Source organism: Streptomyces sp. NPDC049970, assembly GCF_040660235.1.
Classification (GTDB): domain Bacteria; phylum Actinomycetota; class Actinomycetes; order Streptomycetales; family Streptomycetaceae; genus Streptomyces.
Map to the genome: position 1 here is coordinate 751,582 of NZ_JBFALP010000001.1, position 23,367 is coordinate 774,948.

19 protein-coding genes are annotated in these 23,367 nt (G+C 73.2%); 7 read left to right on the plus strand and 12 right to left on the minus strand.

The window, feature by feature from the left end; all coding sequences use genetic code 11:
- Positions 1-18: 18 nt before the first annotated feature.
- Both AB0I83_RS03250 and AB0I83_RS03255 read left to right on the plus strand, forming a co-directional pair.
- The gene (locus AB0I83_RS03250; RefSeq protein ID WP_363303401.1) at positions 19-1,326 is read left to right on the plus strand and encodes a serine hydrolase; all 1,308 of its coding nucleotides are present in this window, start codon (positions 19-21) and stop codon (positions 1,324-1,326) included.
- Positions 1,323-2,312: an EamA family transporter gene (locus tag AB0I83_RS03255; protein ID WP_363303402.1), complete on the plus strand. Its 990-nt coding sequence runs from the start codon at positions 1,323-1,325 to the stop codon at positions 2,310-2,312. The genes AB0I83_RS03250 and AB0I83_RS03255 overlap by 4 nt, the downstream gene beginning before the upstream one ends.
- On the opposite strand, the gene AB0I83_RS03260 is transcribed toward AB0I83_RS03255, so the two are convergent.
- The 5 genes from AB0I83_RS03260 to AB0I83_RS03280 form a co-directional block, all read right to left on the minus strand.
- Positions 2,264-3,295 carry a GNAT family N-acetyltransferase gene (locus AB0I83_RS03260; RefSeq protein WP_363303403.1) on the minus strand — a complete coding sequence of 344 codons (1,032 nt, stop codon included), beginning with the start codon at positions 3,293-3,295 and terminating at the stop codon, positions 2,264-2,266. The two genes, AB0I83_RS03255 and AB0I83_RS03260, sit on opposite strands and share 49 nt — an antisense overlap.
- Complete coding sequence (locus AB0I83_RS03265; RefSeq protein WP_363303404.1) at positions 3,292-4,995, minus strand: ABC transporter substrate-binding protein; 1,704 nt, start codon at positions 4,993-4,995, stop codon at positions 3,292-3,294. The genes AB0I83_RS03260 and AB0I83_RS03265 overlap by 4 nt, the downstream gene beginning before the upstream one ends.
- Entirely contained in the window at positions 4,992-6,155 is a 1,164-nt protein-coding gene (locus AB0I83_RS03270; protein ID WP_363303405.1) for a GNAT family N-acetyltransferase, read from the minus strand. Before AB0I83_RS03270 ends, AB0I83_RS03265 begins: the two co-directional genes overlap by 4 nt.
- The gene (locus tag AB0I83_RS03275; protein WP_356530130.1) at positions 6,152-7,441 is read right to left on the minus strand and encodes an ATP-grasp domain-containing protein; all 1,290 of its coding nucleotides are present in this window, start codon (positions 7,439-7,441) and stop codon (positions 6,152-6,154) included. Before AB0I83_RS03275 ends, AB0I83_RS03270 begins: the two co-directional genes overlap by 4 nt.
- 266 nt (positions 7,442-7,707) lie before the next feature.
- Positions 7,708-8,169: a DUF5709 domain-containing protein gene (locus tag AB0I83_RS03280; RefSeq protein ID WP_363303406.1), complete on the minus strand. Its 462-nt coding sequence runs from the start codon at positions 8,167-8,169 to the stop codon at positions 7,708-7,710.
- Positions 8,170-8,478: 309 nt separating this feature from the next.
- Here AB0I83_RS03280 and AB0I83_RS03285 point away from each other — a divergent pair, with 309 nt between their 5' ends.
- From AB0I83_RS03285 to AB0I83_RS03300, 4 genes are read left to right on the plus strand one after another with little or no spacing between them, the layout of a single operon-like run.
- On the plus strand, positions 8,479-10,281 hold the full coding sequence (locus AB0I83_RS03285) for a diacylglycerol kinase family protein (protein WP_363303407.1): 1,803 nt from the start codon (positions 8,479-8,481) through the stop codon (positions 10,279-10,281).
- 1 nt (position 10,282) lies between these two features.
- Complete coding sequence (locus tag AB0I83_RS03290) at positions 10,283-11,236, plus strand: YihY/virulence factor BrkB family protein (RefSeq protein WP_356839991.1); 954 nt, start codon at positions 10,283-10,285, stop codon at positions 11,234-11,236.
- On the plus strand, positions 11,237-12,067 hold the full coding sequence (locus AB0I83_RS03295; protein ID WP_363303408.1) for a phosphatase PAP2 family protein: 831 nt from the start codon (positions 11,237-11,239) through the stop codon (positions 12,065-12,067).
- Between the two features lie 38 nt (positions 12,068-12,105).
- Positions 12,106-12,732, plus strand: coding sequence for an alpha-ketoglutarate-dependent dioxygenase AlkB (locus AB0I83_RS03300; RefSeq protein ID WP_356530124.1), 627 nt, complete (start codon positions 12,106-12,108; stop codon positions 12,730-12,732).
- A gap of 154 nt (positions 12,733-12,886) precedes the next feature.
- On the opposite strand, the gene AB0I83_RS03305 is transcribed toward AB0I83_RS03300, so the two are convergent.
- Positions 12,887-13,942: a YncE family protein gene (locus tag AB0I83_RS03305; RefSeq protein WP_363303409.1), complete on the minus strand. Its 1,056-nt coding sequence runs from the start codon at positions 13,940-13,942 to the stop codon at positions 12,887-12,889.
- Positions 13,943-14,076: 134 nt separating this feature from the next.
- Here AB0I83_RS03305 and fes point away from each other — a divergent pair, with 134 nt between their 5' ends.
- The gene (gene fes / locus AB0I83_RS03310; RefSeq protein WP_363303410.1) at positions 14,077-15,393 is read left to right on the plus strand and encodes an enterochelin esterase; all 1,317 of its coding nucleotides are present in this window, start codon (positions 14,077-14,079) and stop codon (positions 15,391-15,393) included.
- A gap of 12 nt (positions 15,394-15,405) precedes the next feature.
- Here fes and AB0I83_RS03315 read toward each other — a convergent pair whose 3' ends face one another.
- The 6 genes from AB0I83_RS03315 to AB0I83_RS03340 all read right to left on the minus strand — a co-directional run bounded on the left by AB0I83_RS03315 (position 15,406) and on the right by AB0I83_RS03340 (position 23,325).
- Positions 15,406-15,600, minus strand: coding sequence for an MbtH family NRPS accessory protein (locus AB0I83_RS03315; protein WP_363303411.1), 195 nt, complete (start codon positions 15,598-15,600; stop codon positions 15,406-15,408).
- Complete coding sequence (locus AB0I83_RS03320) at positions 15,597-19,523, minus strand: amino acid adenylation domain-containing protein (protein ID WP_363303412.1); 3,927 nt, start codon at positions 19,521-19,523, stop codon at positions 15,597-15,599. The genes AB0I83_RS03315 and AB0I83_RS03320 overlap by 4 nt, the downstream gene beginning before the upstream one ends.
- Positions 19,520-19,747 carry a phosphopantetheine-binding protein gene (locus AB0I83_RS03325; RefSeq protein WP_356530115.1) on the minus strand — a complete coding sequence of 76 codons (228 nt, stop codon included), beginning with the start codon at positions 19,745-19,747 and terminating at the stop codon, positions 19,520-19,522. Before AB0I83_RS03325 ends, AB0I83_RS03320 begins: the two co-directional genes overlap by 4 nt.
- A 5-nt stretch (positions 19,748-19,752) precedes the next feature.
- Complete coding sequence (locus AB0I83_RS03330) at positions 19,753-20,385, minus strand: isochorismatase family protein (RefSeq protein ID WP_363303413.1); 633 nt, start codon at positions 20,383-20,385, stop codon at positions 19,753-19,755.
- A 40-nt stretch (positions 20,386-20,425) separates the two neighbouring features.
- Positions 20,426-22,060 carry an AMP-binding protein gene (locus tag AB0I83_RS03335; protein WP_363303448.1) on the minus strand — a complete coding sequence of 545 codons (1,635 nt, stop codon included), beginning with the start codon at positions 22,058-22,060 and terminating at the stop codon, positions 20,426-20,428.
- Positions 22,061-22,125: 65 nt separating this feature from the next.
- Positions 22,126-23,325 carry an isochorismate synthase gene (locus AB0I83_RS03340; RefSeq protein WP_363303414.1) on the minus strand — a complete coding sequence of 400 codons (1,200 nt, stop codon included), beginning with the start codon at positions 23,323-23,325 and terminating at the stop codon, positions 22,126-22,128.
- Between the last annotated feature and the right edge of the window lie 42 nt (positions 23,326-23,367).

The following is a 23,367-nucleotide window of genomic DNA, read 5'->3' on the forward strand; positions in this document are numbered from 1 at the left end:
AACGGCCGTCGAGGAGCGATGATGATCGATCTGCCCGGTTCCGACGCCTCCGTCCGCCCGGACGCGCAGGCCGCGCTCGACGCGGACGGCACCCCGCTCGGGCTGCGCACCCGCTGGGCGGTGGAACTGCTCACCGGCCCCCGGGCGCCCCTGGACGAGGATCTGTCCGGGAACTTCGTCCCGGTCTTCCTCGCCCGGCACCCGCAGGGCTTCGCCGCGACGGTCGAAGGGTGGCGCGGGCTGGGTCCCTTCACCGTCACCGACTACCAGCCGGTGGCGCACAAGTCGTGGGTGAGCCTGGAGGGTCCGACGGGGGTCCGCTCCACGCTGTCGCTGACGCTCGACTCCACCGGACTGATCCGCGTACTGCACCTGGGGCCCGAGGTCGTGACGCCGCCGGTGCGGACGTGGGACGACCTGGCGCGGGCGCTGGAGCAGCCGGGGGTGACCTGGTCGGCGCTGGTGGCCCGGACCGAAGGCTCCGTGACGGAGACGCTGTACGCCAAGGACGCCGACCGGCCGATGCCCAACGGCTCCTCGTACAAGCTGTATCTGATGCGCGCGCTGGCGGAGGCGGTGGCCGCCGGCTCCGTACGCTGGGACGACGAGGTCACGGTCACACCCGCCCTGCGCAGCCTGCCCACCGGCGACATGCAGGAACTGCCCGACGGCACCAGGGTCCCGGTCCGCGAGACCGCGTACAAGATGATCGCGATGAGCGACAACACCGCCGCCGACCTGATCCAGGACCTGCTCGGCCGGGACGCGGTGGAGCGGGCCGTGGTGGCCGGCGGGCACAGCGATCCGGCCCTGCTGCGACCGTTCCTGACGAGCCATGAGGTGTTCGAGATCGGCTGGGGCGCCCCGGAGCACCGGGCGGAGTGGACCGCCGCCGACGAGGACGGACGCAGGCGCCTGCTGGAGCGGATCGCCGGCCCGATGACCGTGCGCGGCTCCGACCTCGGCCCGACCGTGCACCGCTCGGGGCTGGACTGGCACATGAGCGCCTGGGACGTGGCACGTGTGCTGGGCGCCCTGGTCGAGGACGGGATACGGGACACCAGCGGGGCCGTCGACGAGATCCTGACGGCGTATCCGGGGGTGCCCATCGACTCCGCCCGCTGGCCGCGCGCCGTGTTCAAGGGCGGTTCGTGCCCAGGGGTGATGATGTTCTGCTGGCTGCTGGAGGACCCCGACGGGGTCCGCTACACGCTGGTGCTCCAGCAGTGCGCCGACGACCAGAAGCTCATCGGCGACGGGCAGTTCCTGCGGGGCGTCGGCGGCCGCGTCATCGAGTCCGGACTGCTCTCCGGCACGTCCCGGTGACCGCCAGGGACCGGTTGCTGGCCGTGCTGGTGGCCGTGCTCTGGGGGCTGAACTTCCTCGCCGTGCGGGTCGGCCTCGACCACTTCCCGCCGTTCTTCCTCGCGGCGCTGCGCTACCTGGTGCTCGCGGTGCCGGTGGTCCTGTTCGTACCGCGTCCCGGCGTGCCGCTGCGCTGGCTGCTCGGGTACGGACTGGGCTTCGGCGTAGCCCAGTTCGGGCTGCTGTTCCTCGCCATCGAGCAGGGCATGCCGTCGGGTCTGGCCTCCGTGGTGGTGCAGGCGTCGGCGCCCTTCACCGTGCTGCTGGGGGCGCTGCTGCTGCGCGAGCGCGTCACCGGGCGGCAGCTCGCCGGCATCGGCCTGGCCGTGCTGGGGATGGTCGTCATCGCGGTGGACCGGGCGCGTACGGCGCCCCTGCTGCCCCTGGTGCTGACCGTGCTGGCGGCGCTCGGCTGGGCGGTGGGCAACCTGGCCAGCCGGCAGGCGAAGCCGGAGTACCCGCTGCGTTTCGCGCTCTGGATGGCCGTGGTGCCGCCGCTGCCGCTGCTCGCGCTGTCCGCGGTGATGGAGGGTCCCGCCACGGGATGGCGGGCGCTGGGATCGGCGTTCGGTCCCGAGGGCTGGCCGAGTCTCGTCGCGCTCGTCTACATCGCGGTGCTGGGCAGCGTCGTGGGTTCCGGGATCTGGACGGCGCTGCTCAAGCGCTACCCGGCGGGTGTGGTCGCGCCGTTCTCGATGCTGGTCCCGGTGGTCGGCATGGCCGGCGCCTGGCTGGCGCTGCACGAGCGCCCCACCGCATGGGCGGTGGCCGGTGGCATCGTCGTGGTCGCCGGGGTGCTGCTCGGCACGGGCTGGCTGCCGCGCTTCCTGCGGGAACGCGGAGGCACGGCGGCCGTCACCCACGTCCCCGAGGGGAGCGGGGGACGGCCGCCGAGCGGTCAGCCGGCCGGGGCGACCGGTGCCTCCCAGGAGACGAAGCGCTCCTGAGGGGCGAAGCCCATCGCCCGGTTGAGGGCGATCATCGGGTGGTTGTCGGAGGCGTTGGCCGTCTCGATCAGCCTCACCCGGGGCTCGTACTCCCGTACGTGGGCGAGGTTCGCGAGCTTGAGCAGCAGCCCCAGGCCGTGGCCCCGGTGGCCCTTGGCCACCACCGTCATGCCCTGGAGCAGATGCCGCGGGTTGCCGGTCGTCTTGGACGCACTGGTGAAGCCGGCGAGTTCCCCGGTCCCCTCGTGGACGGCGCCCACATGGTAGGCGCGCCGCCCACGGCCCACCCGCATCCGCTCGTACCGCCGCACATGGCTGGTGCGGACCGCCTCGGGCCCCTCGCCCCAGGTCTCCGGGAGGCTCTCGCCCAGTGACTGGCCCAGCTCGGACACGGCCACGGCGAAGGCGTCGGGCGTGATGGTCCCCCACCGCTGGAGCCGGTAGCCGGCCGGGACCTCCGGACCGCCGTCGGCCGACGGGTCGTGCCCGTCGAGGTCCAGCCACTGGTGGATGCCCTCGGGCCCGTCCGACGGGGTGGCGCCCAGCGCCGCGGCGAACGCGGCCGGACCCTCGTGCCGCACCGGCCCCCCGGGCAGCGCCTGGACCACATCGCCCACCAGAAGGGTCCGGCCGTGCTCCCCCGCCAGGGCGCGGGCCCGCCGGAACAGGGCGGTCCCGATCCCCTGGCGGCGCTCCTTCGGCGCGGTCAGCAACTGGTCGACGACGGCGACCGGCGCCCCGTCGGGAAGTACGAGGCGGAGCGCGCCGACCGGCTGCCCGTCCAGGAAGGCGACCTCGCCGGCCAGAGCGGTGTCCGGCGGGGCGAAGCGCACCGATCCGGCCAGGTCCGCCGCGCAGGGCGGGGCGGCGGAGAGCGGGACGTCCTCGGCGCTGTCCGTGGTCAGCCGGAGCCAGGCGTCCAGCGTGGCCGGGTCGCCGGCGTCCAGCGGGACGAGGCGGAGGTCCGATGCTGCGTAGTTCATAAGGTGTCGCTCTCCCGTTCGGTGCGGGTATCGGTGACGCCCATGGCCTGGATGTCGTACAGGCCGAAGGCGGGGTGTACGTAGACGTTCGTGACGCGGGGGCCGCGGTAGTGCAGGGTCTTGTCGTGGACCAGCGGGAGGATGACCGCGTGGTCCATGACCCGGCGCTCCACCTCGCGCCACAGCTCGGCGCGGTCGGCGGGGTCGGCGGTGTGCAGCCCGGTGTCGATCAGTTCGTTGACCTTCGGGTCGTCGAGTTCGGCGATGTTCCAGTTGCCGCCACCCGGCCGGATCAGCCGGCCGTCCACCAGAGGGGCCAGGAAGCCGTACTCGGTGGGGAAGTCCGCGCCCCAGTCGGTGACGATCAGGCCGAGCCCGTGTTCGCGGATCGTCTCCGGAGAACCGGCCCCCTGGCTGAAGTAGGTCGCGACGTCGAGTTCCTTGACGGTCAGCCGGATGCCGACCCGGGCGAGGGACTCCACGACCGCGTCGGCGACCAGCCTGAACTTGCCCCGCTGGGTGCCGATGACGGCGTCGAAGCCGTCGGGCAGCCCGGCGGCCCTGAGCTCGGCGCGGGCGGCGTCGAGGTCGCCGCGCAGGTCGGGGCCGGTCGGGTAGCGGTCGAGCGGCTGGTGGGCGGGGAGCCTGGGCGGGAAGAGCGCGGTGGTCAGATCACCTCCGGTGACCGGGCCGCCGCGGGCCTCCTGGAGCAGGATCTTGTCGGCCGCGTAGTGCACGGCCCGTCGCACGTGCACGTTGTCGAAGGGCGGGATGTGCGGCTGGAGCGAGACGAAGTGCAGGAAGCTCGTCTTCGGGTTGTCGGTGCGTGAGCGCAGCACCGGATCATCGGCCAGCCGGGCCTGAGCCGCGTGCTGGAGGCCGCGCCCCTCCAGGTTGACGTCGAACTCACCCTCCGTCAGACGCTCGTCCATCTCGTCCAGGTCGAGGCCGATGGTGACGTCCACCCGGTCCGGGAGCGCGGGCCGCACGGGGTCGGTGGCCCGGTCCCAGTGCGGGTTGCGCTCCAGCAGGAGCCGGCTGCCCGGCCGGTGCTCCGCGATCCGGTACGGACCGGTGCAGCGCGGGTCCTCGCCGTACCGGGCTCCCGTGTCGGCGTGCCTGGGCACCGGCGAGACACAGGGCTGGGCCATCAGATGGTCGAAGTCGGAGAACGGGGTGCGCAGCCGGAAGACGATCGTGCGCGGGTCGGGGGTGAGCACGGCGGCCAGGCCGTTCTCCCCTCCGTCGCGGTAGGGACCGGCGTACGGGCGGTCCGGGTCGTCCAGCAGCGGTACCAGATAGGTGGGGCCGCCGGGAAGCACGTCCTGGGCGAAGATCCGCTGCACGGCGTACCGCACGTCGGCCGAGGTCACCGGGGTGCCGTCGTCGAAGCGGACGCCCTCGCGGAGCCGGTAGGTCCAGGTCCGGTTGCCGTCGCTCGACACCCCGGGGGCCTCCGCGAGGTCGGGTACGGGAACCAGGCCCGCCGGTCCGGGGTCCGTGGGATAGGCCATCAGGGTGCGGTTGAGCAGCCGCTGCAGCAGCCACACCCAGACGTAGTAGGTCCGCGCCGGGTCGAGGGAGTCGACGTCGGCGGAGGAGACCAGCCGCAGCGTGCCCCCGCGCCGTCCGGAGGGGTTGACACTCGCTCCGACGGCCGCGTTCCAGCCGTCGTCTTCCTGGAAGCCGGTGGCGCTCATCGGGTGGTCGTCTCCCGGTCGTCGGCGGGCGTGCCCGCGCTGCTTTCGGTACGGCGCAGCGGCAGCAGGTACGAGCGCTGCTCGCTCACCTGGCAACCGCGGGCCAGCTTGGCCTGGACGCTGCCGATCCCGGCGTGCAGGACGGTGACGCCCTCCTTGGCGGCGGCGTCCAGCACCTGGTAGTAGAGGACGTCGTAGTACAGCGGCAGCTTGCCCTGGGCCTCGTAGTCGAATCCGGCACGGTGGCCGTACCACTGCTCCTCGCCCCGGGCCCGGGACCGCAGCACCATGCCGAAGCCGATGACGGTGCCCTCCTGCCGGGCCACGGACACCAGGACGTCGTCGCCCATGATCTCGGCGATCCTGCCGATCATCCGGGCCGACCCCTCGTCACTGGCCGGATTGCCGTACTTGCGAAGGAGGTTGGCGTCGAGCTCGCCGAGGCGGGGGGCCAGTGCCTGGGTGAGCGGCTCGACGTTCACCTCGACACCGGCCTCGGCCAGCGCACGGCGCTCCAGCCGCACCCGGCGGCGGCGGTGGGCGCTCATCTCCTCGACGAACTGCTCGAAGCCGCCCGGCGGGATGTCCAGCCAGGCGTAGTGGTCGGACGGGTGGTGCTGGTAACCCCGGCTCTCCAACAGGGCGACCAGGGAGGTGTCCCGCACGTCGACGTGCGGGAAGCAGACGGTCGCCGCTGCCCGGTCCGCCGCCATCGACTCCGCCCGTTCCAGCAGGGCGGCCAGATCGGCCTCGCCGGACTCCGGCGAGGCGAGCGTCCTGGTCCGCCCCAGATGCCGTCCGCCGCAGACCAGCGAGGGCAGCAGGCTGTCGGGGTCGCCCCCGGCGACCCCGCCCAGCACACCGGCGGCCTCGGGAACCTCCTGCTCCAGGGCGCGTTTCAGCATGGCGTCGGGCCTGGCGAGCAGCCAGGCCACGGAGGTGTCGGCCCAGGCGGTCACCAGCCCCGCGACCGGGGCCCCGTCCCGCTCGCGTACCAGGAAGTCCATCGCCGTACCGGAGTTGTGCTCCTGCACGGTGAGCCAACGCGGGGTCTGGAAGAAGTCCTCAGCCCCCAGCAGCGAGTTCCAGCCCGCCGCCTCCAGCCCCGCCGCGTTCGCGACCGCCCGCACCCCGTCGTCGTTCGCCGTATACGGGCTCACCGAAGGTCTTCCTCGACGACGAAGTCCAGGAGGGCGGCCGCCTTGTCGGCGAGCTCCTGGGCGGCGACCCGGTCGGGGCCGTTGCAGTAGGTGAAGCCGACGCAGGAGGAGTTGTCCATGCGCTGCAGCAGGTGGTCGCCCTTCTCGACGTGCAGCAGCACCTGCACGTTCTCCACCGCCGCCGCTGCCTCCAGCCCGTCGACGTGCGAGAGGGTCCCGCGCCGGGTGGGGTAGATCATGCGCACGGCGGCGCCGCCGCTGTGGACGACGGGCTCGATCGGCGGGGTGACGCCGATGGTGAGCAGCCAGGCGTCCAGGATCGGGCTGCGCCCGGTGACGTCGGTCACCAGCATCGTCATGCAGCTGGACGGGGTGCGGGGGTTGGCCTCGATGATCCGCCAGCCGGACTCGGTGCGCCTGACCTCGGTGTGGCAGGGTCCGTGCCGGTAGCCGATCATCTCCAGCGTCGTACGGACCACGTGGTAGAGCTCGTCCCGCTCGTCGTCGGGGAGCGGCACGGGGAAGGTGTGCCCGCACTCGATGTAGGCGGGGTCGCCGAAGAGGTCCTTGGAGGTGACGCCGAAGACGTGGGTGTGCCCGTCCACGGTCATCGTCTCGACGCTGACCTCCTCGCCCTCGACGTACTGCTCCAGCAGGACGTCGCCGCTGCGGGGCTGGCCGCGCAGGCTGTGCCGGACGGCGGAGAGTTCCTCCCACGCCTCGACGAGCCCGGCCATGTCGTCGACCCTGCGGACGCCGTAACTGATCGCCTCGGCCGGTGGTTTGGCGATCATCGGGAACCCGAGCCGGCGTGCCGCCTCGTCGAGCTGGCTCCGGTGGCCGACCAGCACGTGGGGGATGTTGAACGGCTGGTCGCCGAGCGCGATCCGCAGATGGTCCTTGATGTTGGCGGTGCGCACGGCCGCCGGGTCGGGGCCGGGCAGCCCGAGGCTGCGCGCGGCCTGGGCCGCCAGCTCGGTGTGGTAGTCGGAGAACGAGGTGATGCCGTCCACCAGGGGGGTGCCGTCCTCGCCGGTCACGACGGCCAGCACCGCGTCCAGGTCGGTGGTGTCGACGTCGACCACCCGGTCCACTATGGCCAGCGGGTGGGTGTCCCAGTCGTGCCCGTGGGTGTACCAGGATCGGTCACCTGTCAGCAACCACACTTCGAGGCCGTGTTCCTGAGCCTGTTTCAGCCCCAGGACGAAGGGATGGTTCTGCATGTGCTCGACGATCGCGATCCGCTTTCCGGCGAACCGTGCGTAGTCGGCCAGAGGTGTTGTCATCGGACGCCTCCCGTGTGGGTGATGTGCAATCGACCGGTTCCGGGTTCTCGGGGTTCAGTTGAACCGCCTCCGGGCCGGCGGTGCCATGCATCGGGAGCCAGGACGCATAGGCGGCGGGCGAGGCGCATAGGAGCGCGGGGGCGGCCCCCGGTGTCCGGCCGCGCACTCCGGCGACGTACGCCTCGCACAGCCGGGAGGGACGGCCGGAACGGACCGAAGGCGGTACCGGAGCCAAGTCCGGTACCGCCTTCGGCATGCGGCGCGGCTCAGGTGCCGCTGTCGTCGTCCTGGATGTGCACCGCGGCCTCCTCCGCGGACGCGGCGCCCCCGTCGATGCCCACGTCGCGGCCCATCACCCTGTTGTTACGCAGCCGGCCGGCCTCCTCGGGGGCGGCGACACGGCCCGCTCGCTCGTCCCCGGCGTCGTCCTCCTCCGGACCGTTGTCCTCGGGCCCGTCGTCGGCCCCGTCCGGCAGGAGCGGGTCCTGCTCCGGTTCCTCCTGGGCGAGGCGTCCGTCGAGTGACTCGCCTTCGCGCTGCTCCTCGCCGGTCGTGCCGTGCTTCGACACGCCCAGCGGCTTCTCCGGCGGGGAGTAGCCCGTGTCCAGGATGTCGTCGAGCCCCGGCTCGTCGATCACGTTCTCCGGGTCGAGGCCGTCCGCCGGCCGGTCGGCCCCGTCGGAACCGTCCGGCTGGTACACGTCGTCACCGCGTCCGTCGTCCGACATCCGGTCGCTCCTTCCCTCGAAGTACGCCGTGTCCGCCGTCGCCCGTATCGGGCGGAGCGCCACGAGGGCGGGCGGGGAGGGCGGAAGCCCTGGTCAGCCACATCGGGCCCGCGATCACTCGGCCCAGGCAGCTTATGACCGATCCCGGACCGGTGCGACCGGGGGACGGACCGGCCGCCCACCGCGCGGAGCGGGAGAACAAGCGCGGGGCGACAGGTCTGGAGGGGCGTGGAGGGGGCAGACGGCGAGACGCCGGGGTTCAGCTCCGGAACCACTCACAGCCCCCGGGCACCGAACGACGGGATCGACATGCCGACCGACATACCGGAAAGACGCGCGGCCCTCACCGACGCGTCCGTCTCCACCGTGCCGCCCGTCCCCGCCGACCGCACGGTGGTCACCCGGCCCGTGTCCGGCGGGCGTGGCGCGGCCGTCGGCCCGCGACAAGCCCCGAAGACCGCCGGAGGCACGGGGCGGGCCGCGGGCATCATCGCCTCGATGGCGGTCTGCCAGGCCGCCCTGATGGTCGGGTTCGGACTGCTGATCACCGGGCCGGCCGCCGACGTCTGGCCACTGACGTCCGAGGACGGAGTGACCGACGGGCTGGAGCGCGCCCGCACCGGAACGCTCGACACGGTGTCCCTCGTCGTGTCCGAGGCGGGGAACACCGCAACGGTCGTCATCGGCACCCTCGTCAGCTGCCTCGTCCTCCTCCTGGTCCCGCGGCTGCCCCGGTGGCGCGACGCGATCTTCCTGGCGGTCGGCGTCTCACTCCAGTCCCTGGTCTTCCTGGCCATCACCGAGTCGGTGGACCGCAACAGGCCGGACGTCGAACGCCTCGACGCGTCACCCCCCACGTCCAGTTTCACCTCGGGGCACACCGGGGCCGCGACCGCGCTCTACGCCGGTCTCGCGGTCCTCGTCCTGCACCGGGTCAAGGGACCTTGGCGCAAGGTCCTCGCGGCGCTCCTGCTGCTCGTGCCCCTGCTGGTCGGCCTCGCCCGGATGTACCGGGGCATGCACCATCCGACGGACGTCGCGGGAGGCATCCTCAACGGAGGGCTCTCCCTCCTGATCGTCGGCCGCGCCCTGCTGACCGGACCGCACGTACCCGCACCGGCACCGGCCGCGGAAGCGACTCTTCCCCGGCCCGCCACCGTGTGGGGGCAGGACCCCGGGCGCACCGTGGTCGTCCACAACCCCACCGTGACCGGCGAGGAGACCCTGACGGCGCTGCGGCGGGTACTCGACGAACACGGGCACGCCGGAGCGGACTTCGTGCCGACCACCGCCGACGACCCCGGCGAGGGGCAGGTGGCCGAAGCGATCCGGCAGGGCGCGACGCTCGTCGTGGTCTGCGGCGGTGACGGCACGGTCCGCGCGGCCGCGGAGGCTCTCGCCGGCACGGACGTGCCGCTCGTGGTGGTGCCCTGCGGCACCGGCAACCTGCTCGCCCGGAACCTGGGCCTGCCGGTGAAGCCGGCTCAGGCACTGACCGCCGCCCTCGGCGGCGCCCCGCACCGGGTCGACCTCGGCCTGGTCGAGGGCGACGGCCTGGCTCCCGCGCACTTCACCGCGATGTCCGGGGCGGGTCTCGACGCCGCGATGCTGGAGAGCACCAGCGACCGGGCCAAGGCCGTGCTCGGCTGGCCCGCCTACGTCATGGCAGGGCTGCGCGAACTGCGGGCGCCGCGGATGCGCCTGACGGTCTCCGTCGACGGAGCGCGCCCCGTGCGACGGAGCGCCCGTATGGTGCTCGTCGCCAACACCGGCAAGGTGCAGGGCGGGGCCGCCCTGGTGCCGGCCGCCCGTCCGGACGACGGCGTGCTCGACCTGATGATCCTCGACCCGCGCGGACCGGCGGGGTGGCTGAGCGCCGTCGGATCGCTGCTCCGCCCCCGTCCGGACGCGAAGGCCGCCCCGGAGGACGGCCCGCTGACCGCGGGGTCGCACCGCTCCGTGGAGTACTTCACCTTCCGCAGCGCGGACATCCGTTTCGACGCCCCGCAGCCGCGCGAGCTGGACGGCGATCCCGTGAGTCCCGGCCGGCAGCTCACCGTCCGGGTGCGGCCCGGTGCGCTCACCGTCCTGATGCCCGTGCGGGGGGAATGAGATGGGTACCGCTACCAAGGTCCCGCAGACCCGCGACATGGTCGGCAGCGAACTCTCCGGCGACGAGGCGCTCGCCGCCCTGCGCCGCTACGGCCGCTGGCCGCTGCTGCGCGACTCCTTCGTCCGCTTCCGCTACGCCGACGGCTTCAGCCACTCCCGGGCGCTCGCCCTGCAGACCGTGCTGGCCGTGGTCCCGCTCGTCATCGCCTTCGTCGGGCTGTCCACCGCCCTGCACACGGAGAACCTGGGCAGGGTGGCGGAACTGACGATCCACCGGATCACGGCCGGGCCCAGTGCGGAAGTCGTCGACGACGCCCTGGACCGCAGCCGGCGCCACGCCGACGACGGGGCCCAGCTGGCCCTCTGGCTCGGACTGGTCTTCTCCCTCACCAACACCACGACGGCCATGTGCCAGATCGAGCGCGGCGCCAACCGCATATACGGCGTCGAGCGCGACCGGGTGTTCCACCGCAAGTACCTGCGGGGGCTGGTCATGTCGCTGACCGCCGGCATCCCGCTCGGCATCGGCTTCATCGCGATGGTGGCCGGAGGGGACCTGGTCGCCGCCGTGGTCGACGTCTACGACCTCGGAGCCGATTCCCGGTCCGCCTGGGACCTGCTGCGCTGGCCCGCGGGGGTCGTCCTCGTCCTCCTCTCCGCGAGCGCGATCTTCCGGCGCTCACCCAGGCGCCGGCAGCCGGGCTACACCTGGCTGGCCTTCGGCGCCGCCGTCTACCTGGTCCTGTGGACCACGCTGACCTGGCTCCTCAGCCTCTACCTCTCGATCAGCGGCTCCTTCGACACCGTGTACGGCCCGCTCACCGCGTTCATGTCACTGCTGTTGTGGGCCTACCTCACCTCCATCGCACTCTTCCTCGGCCTCTCCTTCGCCGCCCAGCTCGAAGCGGTCCGGGCCAAGCGGCCCGGACCCGTACAACCCGACCCAGGAGCCTGAATGTCTGCCCGACCCGCCCCACCCGCCTCACGAGGGACCCGCAGGGACGCCGACCGGAGGTTCGGGATCCGCCTGTTCGGCTCCGCAGCCGCCGCGGCGGTCGCGGCGGTCCTCTTCGGCCTCCTGCTCGTCCTGGTCGAGAGCGGGTGGCAGCCGCTGCGCCGGCTGGACGCGGGCGCGGCCCGGTGGCTGAACCGGACCGCCCTGGACCATCCGGCGTGGACCGGCACCCTGCGCTTCTTCTCGGACGTGGTGTGGGACCCCGTGACCCTGCGCGCGGCGGTCGCGGTGCTCACGCTCTGGCTGGTGTACCGCCGCGCATGGCGGCTCGCTGCCTGGTCCGCCGTCACGGCGATCGCCGGAGGGCTGACGGGTCTGCTGGCGAAGACCGTGGTCGAACGGGCGAGGCCGGCCCTGCCGGATCCGGTGGCGCACGCCCCGGGCTTCTCGTTCCCCTCCGGCCACGCGATGACGGCCACGACCTCCTTCGCGATCCTGCTGCTGGTCCTGCTGCCGCTGGTACGCCGGGGACTGCGGCCCCTTTTCTGGGCCGTGGCCGTCGTCTCGGTGCTGGGCGTCGGCTTCACCCGCATCGCGCTGGGCGTCCACTGGTTCAGTGACGTGGTCGGCGGCTGGACGCTCGGGCTGGCCGTGGTCGCGCTGACCGGCTGGTCCTTCGAGGCGTGGCGCGCCGACGCGGGTCTCGGCCGGACCGAGGTGGCCGAGGGCCTGGAGCCGGAGCTGAGCGGCGACGACCCCGGGTCCGCCGACCCCGAATCGTCCGACACCGAGCGGACCGATCCGGCTCGCGGGGAGCGTTCGCAGCGATGAAGGGAACGTTTGTTCTAATGCCTGGGTAGACTGGCCCCATGTCCCTTCATCTCCAGGGTTCGCTGTTCGACCAGGCCGACAGTCCGCGCCTCGGCCCGCTCGCCGGGGTGCGCAGGACCGTCCTCGGCGCCGGGGCGTGGATCGACCTGCTGCCGGGGTGGCTCGGCGGCGCCGACGACCTCTTCACCGAGCTCGTGGCCGAGGTCCCCTGGCTGGCCGAGCGCTGGCAGATGTACGACCGGATGGTCGACGTGCCGAGGCTGCTGGCCCACTACCGCGAGGGAGAGGTCCTGCCGAGCCCCGTCCTGGTGGAGGCCCGCGAGGCGCTGTCCTCCCACTACGCCGACGAGCTGGGCGAGCCCTTCACCACGGCGGGGCTTTGCTACTACCGCGACGGCCGGGACAGCGTCGCCTGGCACGGCGACCTGAACGGGCGCAGCCGGTACGAGGACACGATGGTGGCGATCCTGTCCCTCGGCGCCCCGCGCGACCTGCTCCTGCGGCCCGTCGGCGGCGGTGACGTCGTACGCCGTCCGCTGGGGCACGGCGACCTGATCGTCATGGGCGGCTCCTGCCAGCGCACCTGGCAGCACGCCATCCCCAAGACCGCGCACGCGAAGGGCCCGCGGATCAGCGTCCAGTACCGCACCCGCGGCGTGCGCTGACGCGGGGCCGGATGCCAGGTGTCCGGCGACGCGCGAGCAGCCGGGTGCCCGGCCCCGCCGCTATGGGCGGAGGGGCCGGGCACCCGGCTGTGCGGAGGGGAGGCGGAGTCGACGCCTCGGGGCCCGCAGGCCGTCCCGTGGCCGGGTTGCGGTGTCAGCGGGTGACGCGGAAGCGGTGGATCTGGTCCGCGCCGCCGAGGCCCGCCCCGGACTTGTCGACCACGTAGGCGGTGCCGTCGGCGATCTCGACGTGGTTCGGGTTGGCGCCGGTCGTCACGGTCCGGACGATGGTGCCCTTCGCCGGGTCCACGACGGTCGCCGTCGCGGCGGTGCGGTTGGCGACCACCAGGTTGCCCGTGCGGTCGTCGGCGGCGACGGAGAGTGCGCCCGCACCCGTGGCGACCGACTTGGTCACCAGGCCCTTCCTCAGGTCGATCACGGAGACGCCGCCCGCGGTCTGGTCGGCGGTGTAGGCGGTCCGGCCGTTCTTGGAGAGCGCGATCGAGATCGGGCCGTCACCCACGGGGATGAGGCGCGGCGTCGAGGACTTCCTGGAGACCTCGATGACCTGGTCGCCGTTCAGGTCCGCGGCGTAGGCGGTACCGGTCCGCTCGTTCACGACCAGGCCGGTCGGTCCGGAGCCGGCCACGGTGATCCGCTTCTTCTCCTTGAGGGTCTTCGAGTCGAAGGCGACGAGGGTGCCGTCAGTGAACGCGCTCGCCCACACGGTGTCGTGGCGCTCGTCGACGACGATCTCGCGGGCGTGGTTCACGTTCGGCAGGGTGGCGAGGTGCTTGCCGGTCCGCTGGCTGTACACGGCGACGCTGTTGTTGCGGGTGTTCGTCGTCCAGACGGTGTTGTGCTCGTCGTCCACGGCTACTCCGTAGACGGCCTCCAGCGCACCCGTGGCCGCGTCGGTGACCGGCGGGGTGACGGTCTGCCTCGCCTCGAGGGTCCTCGGGTCCAGCTTCAGCAGGCTGGAGCTCACGACCGGCGGCCGCCCCACGGCGGTGGTCGCCCAGAGGACGTTGTTCCGCTCGGAGTACGAGGACTGGTAGAGGCCCTTGGCGAGCGGTGCGACGGTGACGGCGTCGCCCTTGCCGTACGCCGAGGCGGTACCCGTCAGTGCGGCGGTGGTGCCGGCGGCGACCACGAGGGCGACGGCGGCGCGGGTGACGGTGCGACGGCTTCTGCGGGTGGACGAGGTCATGCTGGGTCAACTCCCTGACAGTGGTTCAGTGAACTTAGGTTAGCCTAACCTCATCGGGTTGGAGCTCCCTGCGTGGCGGCTTGAAGGTAAGGTGACCCTAAGTTGCTGTCGCCTCGCCGTTCGGAGCTCCTCTCGTGATCACCTCAGTGCCGCCGCAAGGCGCTCCGCGCCGACCGCCACGGATCGCGCGCCCGGATGAAGTGCCGCGGCTCGGGGAGCCGGGATTCCCGCTTCCCGCACCGGGGGAGACCGAGGACTTCTGGGCGGGCGTGAGCGCCACGGGCACGCCCGTGCTGTCGCCGGACCCGCAGGGCAGCGCCGACCACACCGCCGTGACGTTCCTGTGGCGGGGCGGCCCGACCACCCGCGCCGTACAGGTGCTCCCCAACAAGATCGGCGATCCCCGAGCGCCCCAGGGCAACCTGATGGAGTGTGTGCCCGGCACCGACGTCTGGCACTGGACAGTTCGCCTGCGGAACGACTGGCGCGGCACGTACGACTTCTACGTGGACGAGGGCGGCGGCCCCGAACCCGGCACGGCCGACCACTGGCGGTGGCTGCGCACCCGGCGCCGTCACGACCCGCTCAACGGCCGTACGCTGCCGCGCCGCTGGCACGGCGACCCGGTGTCGTACGCCGAGCTCCCGTGCGCACCCGGCGGGCAGGACTGGCAACCGAGGCCGGGCGTCGCCCGTGGCCGTACCACCGTTCACGAGGTCCCGGCCGAGAAGCTCGGAGGCCCGCGCCGTGTCTGGCTGTACGAGCCGCCGCCCGCCCCGGAGCACTCCGAGGACACCGGGCACTCCGAGAGCTCCGGGCACTCCGGGCGCTCCGAGGACCTGCCCGTGCTCGTGCTCCTCGACGGCGAGCACTGGCAGCCGCGTCTCGGGCTGGCGAACCTGTTGGACAACCTCGTCGCCGACGGCCGCATCCCGCCGCTGGTCGCGCTGCTGCCGGAGTCCGTCGACGCCGACACGCGGTGGTCGGAGCTGACCTGCCGCCCGGAGTTCGTCGCGTTCCTCGCCGACGAGCTGCTGCCCTGGGCGGCGTCCCGCCTCCCGGTCACGGACGACCCCGCCCGTACCGTCGTCGCCGGACAGAGCCTCGGCGGCCTGTCCGCCGCACACGCGGCCCTGTCGGCGCCCGGCCGCTTCGGCAACGTCCTCGCGCAGTCCGGCTCCTTCTGGTGGCCCGACGGGCCGCAGGCCGAGTGGCTCACCGACCGGATAGCGGAGTCACCGCGCCTGCCGGTCCGTTTCCGGCTCTCCTTCGGGGAGCAGGAGTGGGTGGCCCTCCCCGCCGCCCGGCGACTGCGCGAGGCGCTGGCCGCGGCGGGCTACGACGACGCCTCGTACCGGGAGTTCAACGGCGGCCACGACTACCTGTGCTGGCGCACGGAACTGGCCGACGGACTCGTCGAGCTGCTGCCGGGGGCCGCCCCCACCGCGTAGGCGCGGCCCGCCTCACGCCGCGTCCGGGCCCCGCTCCAGAGCGTGGGCACAGGCTCCGTACGGCGCCGGGCCGAACCGGACGGACCAACCCGCCGGTACCTCCCGCCAGGCCGGCCAGAGCGACCGCGGGCCGGCGGTGCTCTCCAGCACCTGGTGCGTGGCGACGTCCTCGGGGCCCGGGTCCAACGGGCCGGTCCTCGCGCTCATGCGTCCAGTTCCTTCAGCCGTGCGGCCAGGACGGCCGCGATGTCGTCCAGATGGCGGTCCCGCATCAACTGCGGGTGCGTGCAGTCGAGGTCGTGGTTCTCGATGGCTCCTGTCACATGGGGCCGCCACGCCTCGCGGGTGAGCCAGTCCTCCGCGCGCGGAGCGGCGGCGGTGAAGAACACGATGTCGCCCTCGTAGCACTGGTGGACGTGCTCGCGCATCATGCGGGCGTGGTTGGGCACGATGTCGACGATCTTCGACAGCGCGCGCCCGCTGAGCCCGGCCAGCGGACTCCCCGCCCGGCGCAGCGTCGCCAGCACGTCCTCGCGGTCCCGCTCGTGCGTGCGATCGAAGCCCGCCATCCGCAGCACCGCCGTCAGCGCGTCGCCCTCCTCGGGCGCCGGCCGTTCCCGCCACTGCTCGGCCGGGAACGCGTCGAGCAGCGCCAGCAGTTCGACCTCCTCACCCGACTCCTGGAGCAGTACGGCGACGGTGTGCGCCAGCACCCCGCCGACGGACCAGCCCAACAGCCGGTAAGGACCGTGCTCCTGGACCGCGCGGATGTGCCCCAGATAGTCGGACGCCTCCTCCCGCAGGGTGCGCGGCAACGGCTCGTCCCCGGCCAGTCCGCGCGCCTGGATGCCGTACACCGGCTGCCCCGGACCGAGCCGGGCCGACAGGCCCGCGTAGCACCAGGCGATTCCGCCGGCCGGATGGATGGCGAACAGCGGCGTACGCTCCTCCCCGCCGCGCAGTCGCAGTACGACGTCGAGAGCGTCCTCGGAGGCCTCGCCCGTGGTACCCAGGCGAGCCGCGAGCGCGGCCGGTGTCGCCGCCTCGAACAGCGATCCGATGGTCAGCCGGGTGCCGAACTCCTCGCGCACGCGGGCCACGAGCCGTACGGCGAGCAGCGAGGTGCCGCCCAGGTCGAAGAACGGGTCGTCAGGTCCGACCCGCTCGACGCCGAGCACCTCCGCGAACAGCCGCGTCAGCGCCTCCTCGTGGGCGCCCGACGGACGCCGGGCGCCGGCGCCGCCGCCGAACACGGGAGCGGGCAGGGCGCGACGGTCCAGCTTGCCGGCGGGGCTCAGCGGGAACGCGTCCAGGCCCACGACCGCCGCCGGCACCAGGTGCTCGGGCAACTCCCGTGCCAGCGAGGCGCGTACGGCCGCCGGGTCGGCACCGCCGGTGACGTAGCCGACGAGCCGCTGCTCGCCGGGACGGTCCTCGCGCACCAGGGCGCAGGCGCCGTCCACCCCGCCGAAGGAGGCCAACGCCGTCTCGATCTCGCCGAGTTCGATGCGCTGCCCGCGGAGCTTGACCTGGTCGTCGGTGCGGCCGAGGTACTCGACCTCGCCGTCCGGGGTCCAGCGCGCCAGGTCACCGGTGCGGTACATCCGGCCTGCCGGGGGGCCGAAGGGATCGGCGACGAAGCGGGACGCGGTCAGCTCGGGACGGTTCAGGTAGCCCGCCGCCAGCTGACGGCCTGCCAGGTAGAGCTCCCCCGGTATGCCGGGCGGGCAGGGTCGCAGCGCCGCGTCCAGCACGTACAGGCGGGTGTTCCAGACCGGGCGGCCGATCGGCACCGGCCCGGTGGCGTCCGCCGCGCACGCGTGGAAGGTGACGTCGACGGCCGCCTCCGTCGGGCCGTAGAGGTTGTGCAACTCGGCGCCGGGCAGTGCGCGCCCGAACGCGCCGGCGGTCTCACGGGGCAGGGCCTCACCGCTGCAGAACACCCGCGTGAGACTGCCGCACGCCTCCGGGTCCGCCTCCGCCAGGAACACCCGGAGCATCGAGGGCACGAAGTGGCAGGTGGTGACGCCCTGTTCGCGGATCAGCCGGGATAGGTAGGCCGGGTCCCGGTGGCCGCCGGGCTCGGCGACGACCAGGGCGGCACCCTGGCGCAGCGGCCAGAAGAACTCCCACACGGACACGTCGAACGACGACGGTGTCTTCTGCAGCACCCGGTCGTCCGGGGTCAGGCCGTAGGCGCCCTGCATCCAGCGCAGCCGGTTGTCGATCGCACCGTGCGACACCACGACGCCCTTGGGGCGGCCCGTCGAACCGGAGGTGTAGATGACGTAAGCCGGGTGGGCCGGGGTGAGGGGCCGCGACGGGTTCACCCACAGGTACTCCGAGACGTCGAGGCCGTCCAGGACGACCAGCGGGGTCCCGGTGCCCTCGGGGAGCCGGCCCGTCCGGTCGGTCACCGCGCACACGGGGGCCGCGTCGCCCAGCATGTACGTGAGCCGCTGCTCCGGGTAGTCCGGGTCGAGCGGCAGATACGCCGCCCCCGCCTTCAGTACGGCGAGTAGCGAGACGACCAGTTCCACCGAGCGTGGCACCGACACCGCCACCACCGCGCCCGGCCGGGCGCCCAGGGTCCGCAGGTGCCGGGCCAGCCGGTTGGCGCGGGTGTTCAGCTCCTCGTAGGTGAGAGAGGTCTCCCCGAAGACCAGGGCGGTCGCGTCAGGGGTGCGAGCGGCACGCGACTCGATCGGGCCGATGAGGGTGGTGGCCGGGAGTGTGCGGTCGGTGTCGTTGAACGCGCCCAGGACCAGATCGAGTTCGGCCTCCGTCGCGATGCCGTGCTCGGCGGTCGGCAGGTGCGGGTCCGCCCGGCTCAGCCGCTGCACCAGGTGCAGGAACCGTTCCTGGTGTGCGGCGAGGTCCCCGTCGCCGTGGAGCGCGGGGTTGCCGTCGTGGTCGATGCGCAGGCCGTGGCCGTCGGACCGGTCGTAGACGTTCACCGTCAGGTCGTCGACCGGGCCCGCGGACAGGTTCCGGGCGCGCGCGGGAGCGCCCGCGAAGGCCACGTCGTAGTCGAAGGGCATGACGTTGACGAGCGGTCCCACCAGCCCCCGGTTCTCGCCGAGGAGCCGGAGGTCGCGGCGGATGTCCTCGTAGCGGAAGCGCTGGTGGCGGCGGACCTCGCGGATGCCGAGCACGACCTGTCGGACCAGCTCGGCGAACGTCGCCTCGGGCGGGACGTCCAGCCGCAACGGCAGCACGTTCATCACCATGCCGGGCACCCGCAGCGACACCGATCCCACGCGGCCCATCATGGGCAGGCCGAGTACGACGTCACGGCGGCCGGTCGCGCGGGAGGTGTAGAGGGCCTGCGCGGCGATCAGCACGTCGGGCCAGGTGGCGCGCAGCCGGTCCGCGAGCTCCCGCACACCCTCCGTCGCCTCGGGACCGAGATGCGCCGTGCGGCGCAGGAACGTCCGCGAGGGAAGCGCGCCCCGGCCCGCGAGGCGGGGGACCTCGGGGCGGTCCGCGAAAGCCTCGGCCCAGTGCCTGCGGTCAGCCGCGAAGGCCTCCGAGGACCGGTACGCGGCATCCTCGGCGACCAGGTCGGCGAGCGTCCCGAACGCACGCGGAGCGGGCTCCGCGCCCCGGGCGAGCGCCGTGTAGACCTCGGCGGTGCGCCGTACGAGGAGTGAGTAGCCGAAGCCGTCCATGACGAGGTGGTGGATGCGCTGGTACCACAGCCACCTCTCCTCACCCACCCGGAACAGGGCGTGCCGGAACAGCGGACCGGCCGCCAGGTCGAAGGGCTCCGCCAGGTCCGCGCTCATCCACTCCTCGGCCCGCCGGCCGGCGTCGGGCGCCTCCCGCAGGTCGTGCGTGGTCAGCGGCAGTCCGACCGAGGGCAGGACGTGCTGGAGCGGGCCTTCGGGGGAGTCCTCGACGCGCACACGCAGTGCGTCGGTCTCGGAGGCCACCCGGCGCAACGCCTCGGCGAACAGACCGGGATCGAGCGGTCCGTCGATCTCCAGGCACTCCGCCGTGTTCTGCGCGGGGCTGAGCGGATCGAGCGACTGGGCGAACCACATGCCCGACTGGGCGGCGGTCAGCGGCAGTGTGACGACCGGTGCGGCACGGGGCCCGGCGCCGGCGTCGGTGAGCAGGGTGGTCACGAGGCCCCCAGCAGCGGCGCCCACGCCTCGATGGCGGGCTGCTCGGCGAGGTCGGCGAAGTCCGCCTCCACACCGTGGTCACGGCGCCAGCGTCCCAGCAGCGCCATGATGCGGACCGAGTCGAGTCCGTGGTCCAGGAGGTTCTCGTCGACGGGTATGTCCGCGGGGTCCTCGCCGAGTGCGTCGGCGACGTCGTGGCGGATCAGTTCGAGGGTGAGCGCCATGGTGATCAGATCTCCTTCAGGAGCGCGTCGGTCGTGGTGACCACCGCGCAGCGGCCGGCGGCCCAGTGCAGGGCCATGTCGTGGTCCTCGCGGGAGAAGTCGGCCACCGCGTCGGCGACCACGAAGGCCTGCACGTCCCGCATCCACGCGTCGCAGGCGCTCATCAGCACCCCGATGTGCGCGAAGACACCGGTGATCACCAGCTGGTCGCGGCCGGTCTCCCGCAGCATGTCCCCGAGCGGTGTGCGTACGAACGCGCTGTACTTCCACTTGGTCAGCACGGTGTCGCCGTCGGCCGGCGCGACGGTCTCCGGGATCGCCAGCGCCCGCGGGTCGTCCGCGGCGCCCGGACCCCAGAAGTCGAGCTGGAGTCCGCGCTCCTGCGCGGTCTGGCCGCCGCGCTGCACCGAGTAGACGACCGGGACGCCGATGCGCCGGTACTCCTCGATGACGCGTGAGGTGTTGCCGAGCATGCCGGTGAGCGGCTGCTCGCCGGGCGGAAAGGCGCCGAGGAAGTGGTTCTGCAGGTCGTGCACGAGCAGGACGGCCCGCGCGGGGTCGACGGTCCAGTCCACGCGGTTCGGGGGAAGTTCGGCCTCGGTCGGCAGTGCGTAGGAATTGATGGCGGGAAGAGCCATGGGGGGAACCTTTCGGTGCCGCGCGGGGCGGAACTCGATCTCAGTGCCGGTCCGGGACGGTGCCGGCGGGGGCGGCTTCGGAGCGCAGCCCCTTCTTGCTGACCTTGCCGATTCCGGTCTGCGGGAAGGCCTCGACGAACTCGACGAGGTCGGGGACCTTGTACGCGGCGACTCCGCGCTCGCGCACGAGGCGTTTGACGGCGACCGGCTTCAGGGGCTCGGCGCCCTCGCGCAGGACGACGTAGGCCAGGGTCCGTTCGCCCAGGTACTCGTCGGCCACCCCCACCACGGACACGTCGTGCACCGACGGATGGCCGAGGATGATGTTCTCGATCTCCTCCGGTGCGATCTTCTCGCCACCCCGGTTGATCTGGTCCTTGGCACGCCCCTCGACGACCAGGTGGCCCGTCGGGGTGCGGCGCACGATGTCGCCGGTCCGGTAGAAGCCGTCCTCGGTGAAGGCCCTGGTGTTGTGCTCGGGGGCACGCCAGTAGCCGCGGATCGTGTACGGACCCCGCGTCAGCAGGTGGCCGAAGCCGCCCTCCGGCACGTCCTCGCCGGCGTCGTCGACGAGGCGCACCTCGTCGTCCTCGGAGATCGGCCGGCCCTGGGTGGTGACCACGGTCTCGTGGTCGTCGTCCAGCCGGGTGTAGTTGACGAGCCCCTCGGCCATCCCGAAGACCTGCATGAGGCGGCAGCCGAGGGCGGGTTCCAGGCGGCGGGCCGCCGCCTCGCTGTACTTGGCCCCGCCCACCAGGACCAGTTCCAGGCTCGACAGGTCGTGCTCGGTGCCCGGGCCCGCCTCCGTCCACACGAGTGCGAGGGGCGGCACCATCCCGGTCATCGTGACGCGCTCGCGCTCCACGAGCGGGAAGGCCGTCGCCGGGTCGGGACTCGGGCAGAGCACCGCGGTCCCGCCGGCGTACAGCGCGCCGAGCCACCCCGGTGAACTCATCGGGAAGTTGTGCGCGGCCGGGAGCAGCACGAGGAAGCGTGTGTCGGCGTCGACTCCGCAGATCTCGTTCGATCCCCGCAGCGAGTAGATGTAGTCGTCGTGCGTCCGCGGGATGAGCTTGGGCACGCCCGTCGTGCCCCCGGACAGCTGGAGGAACGCCAGATCGTCCGGCCGGGGCTCGTGGGCGGTGCCGGCGGGGGTGCGCGGCACCTCCGACAGCGCGGTGTGCGGGCCGGGCGAACCGACGACGAACACGTGCTTCAGGGTCGGCGTGCGCTCCTTCACCCGTGACGCGAGCGCGACGTGGTCGAAGCCCGCGTGCCGGTCGGGGACCACATAGGCGACGGCTTCGGTGAACGCGCAGAAGTAGCCGATCTCCGTCTCCCGGTGCGCGGGCAGCGCGTAGACCGGCAGCGCGCCGACCCGGAAGAGCGCGAAGACGACCTCGATGAACTCGGCGATGTTCGGGAGCTGTACGACGACCCGGTCACCGGGCGAGATACCGCGCGCCGCGAACCCCGCGGCCAGTCGCGAGGCCCGCTCGTCCAGTTCCCGGTACGTCCACGAGCGCCGCTCGGGAGCGGGATCCACGACCGCCACCCGGTCCGGGTGGGCGGCTGCGCGCTCCCTGAGCACACCGCCGAACGTCTCCCCGCGCCAGTGGCCCGCGGCCCGGTACCGCTCCGCGAACCCGGCCGGCCAGGTGGGTGCGTCGGGCATCCGTACGGGGTCCGCGGCGTCGGGCTGCCGTGCGGCGGTCGCGGCGTCGGGAACTCCTACGGGGGTCACAGCGCGGCCCCCACAGCGCTCAGGAAGGTACGGAACTTCGCCTCGGTCTCCGCCGTCTCGGCCGAGGGCGAGGACTGGGCCACCACACCCGCGCCGGCGAACAGCCGCAGCGTGCGGCCCTCGGCCTCCGCGCAGCGGATGGTCACGACCCACTCGCCGTCGCCGTCCGCGTCCTGCCAGCCGACCATGCCGGTGTACGCGCCCCGGTCGAAGGGCTCCGAGTCGGCGATGACCTGCCGGGCCACTTCCGTCGGCGTTCCGCAGACCGCCGGGGTGGGATGCAGGGCCGACGCCAGGTCGAGGGCGGTGGAGGCCGGATCGCGCAGCTCTCCGGTCAGCGTCGTGGACAGGTGCCACATGGCGGCGGTCCGCACGAGGGTGGGGCGCTCGGGCACCACCAGGCTCACGCAGAACGGTGCCAGGGCCTCACGGATGGCGTCCACCACGACGGCGTGCTCGTGGAGGTCCTTCGGCGAGTCGAGGAGAGCGGCCGCCCTGCGGACGTCCTCGGCCAGGTCGCCGCTGCGCTGGGCGGAGCCGGCCAGCGGGTTGGCGACGAGCCGTGCCCCCCGGCGGGCCACGAGCAGTTCGGGACTCGCGCCCACCAGGGTGCGGCCGGGGCCGCTCGGCACGGCGAAGGTGTAGCCGTCCGGGTCGCGCCGTGCCAGACGGCTCAGCATGGCGGGCAGGTCCAGGTCGCGGGACGACGTCAGTTCCAGCGTGCGGGCGAGGACCACCTTGTCGAACTCCCCGGCACGCATCCGCTCCACCGCGGCCGCGACGGCCTCGGAGTACCGCTCCGCGGACGGGACCTCGCGTATCCGCCAGTCGTCGCCCCCGTCCGCGTCCGGGCCGTGCAGGGCGATGAGCGGGTCGGCGCGCAGGGCGTTCGCCCACCGAACGGCCCGCGGGACGGCCAGCGACGCCACGCCGTCCGGGGCGAACGGCACGGAGCCGACGACGACCGGCGCGGGATCACCCGCGCCCCGGGCCGAGTCCAGGGCCTCCCGTACCCGCCGGGCCAGGGGCCGTGAGTCGTGGGGTATCCGCACCGAGGTGCCCGAGCCGAGCAGGGTGTGCCGGGGCGTGGCGAGGAAACGGTCGGTGCCGGGCCGGTAGGCCTCCAGCAGAGCCGTGGCCGCGCCGGGGGTGTCGTGCGGGGGAGGAGCGGTGGGTACGCGCAGAGAGGCGGACATGGGTGGTCTCCAGTGGGGGGTGGCTCGAGCTGCGGTGGGCGG

Excerpts from the sequence above, each read along its gene's own strand:
- AB0I83_RS03250 (WP_363303401.1), top strand. The coding sequence starts at position 19 with ATGATGATCGATCTGCCCGGTTCCGACGCCTCCGTCCGCCCGGACGCG.
- AB0I83_RS03260 (WP_363303403.1), bottom strand. The coding sequence starts at position 3,295 with ATGAACTACGCAGCATCGGACCTCCGCCTCGTCCCGCTGGACGCCGGC.
- AB0I83_RS03265 (WP_363303404.1), bottom strand. The coding sequence starts at position 4,995 with ATGAGCGCCACCGGCTTCCAGGAAGACGACGGCTGGAACGCGGCCGTC.
- AB0I83_RS03275 (WP_356530130.1), bottom strand. The coding sequence starts at position 7,441 with ATGACAACACCTCTGGCCGACTACGCACGGTTCGCCGGAAAGCGGATC.
- AB0I83_RS03280 (WP_363303406.1), bottom strand. The coding sequence starts at position 8,169 with ATGTCGGACGACGGACGCGGTGACGACGTGTACCAGCCGGACGGTTCC.
- AB0I83_RS03285 (WP_363303407.1), top strand. The coding sequence starts at position 8,479 with ATGCCGACCGACATACCGGAAAGACGCGCGGCCCTCACCGACGCGTCC.
- AB0I83_RS03290 (WP_356839991.1), top strand. The coding sequence starts at position 10,283 with ATGGGTACCGCTACCAAGGTCCCGCAGACCCGCGACATGGTCGGCAGC.
- AB0I83_RS03295 (WP_363303408.1), top strand. The coding sequence starts at position 11,237 with ATGTCTGCCCGACCCGCCCCACCCGCCTCACGAGGGACCCGCAGGGAC.
- AB0I83_RS03300 (WP_356530124.1), top strand. The coding sequence starts at position 12,106 with ATGTCCCTTCATCTCCAGGGTTCGCTGTTCGACCAGGCCGACAGTCCG.
- AB0I83_RS03305 (WP_363303409.1), bottom strand. The coding sequence starts at position 13,942 with ATGACCTCGTCCACCCGCAGAAGCCGTCGCACCGTCACCCGCGCCGCC.
- AB0I83_RS03315 (WP_363303411.1), bottom strand. The coding sequence starts at position 15,600 with ATGAGCGCGAGGACCGGCCCGTTGGACCCGGGCCCCGAGGACGTCGCC.
- AB0I83_RS03325 (WP_356530115.1), bottom strand. The coding sequence starts at position 19,747 with ATGGCGCTCACCCTCGAACTGATCCGCCACGACGTCGCCGACGCACTC.
- AB0I83_RS03330 (WP_363303413.1), bottom strand. The coding sequence starts at position 20,385 with ATGGCTCTTCCCGCCATCAATTCCTACGCACTGCCGACCGAGGCCGAA.
- AB0I83_RS03335 (WP_363303448.1), bottom strand. The coding sequence starts at position 22,060 with ATGCCCGACGCACCCACCTGGCCGGCCGGGTTCGCGGAGCGGTACCGG.
- AB0I83_RS03340 (WP_363303414.1), bottom strand. The coding sequence starts at position 23,325 with ATGTCCGCCTCTCTGCGCGTACCCACCGCTCCTCCCCCGCACGACACC.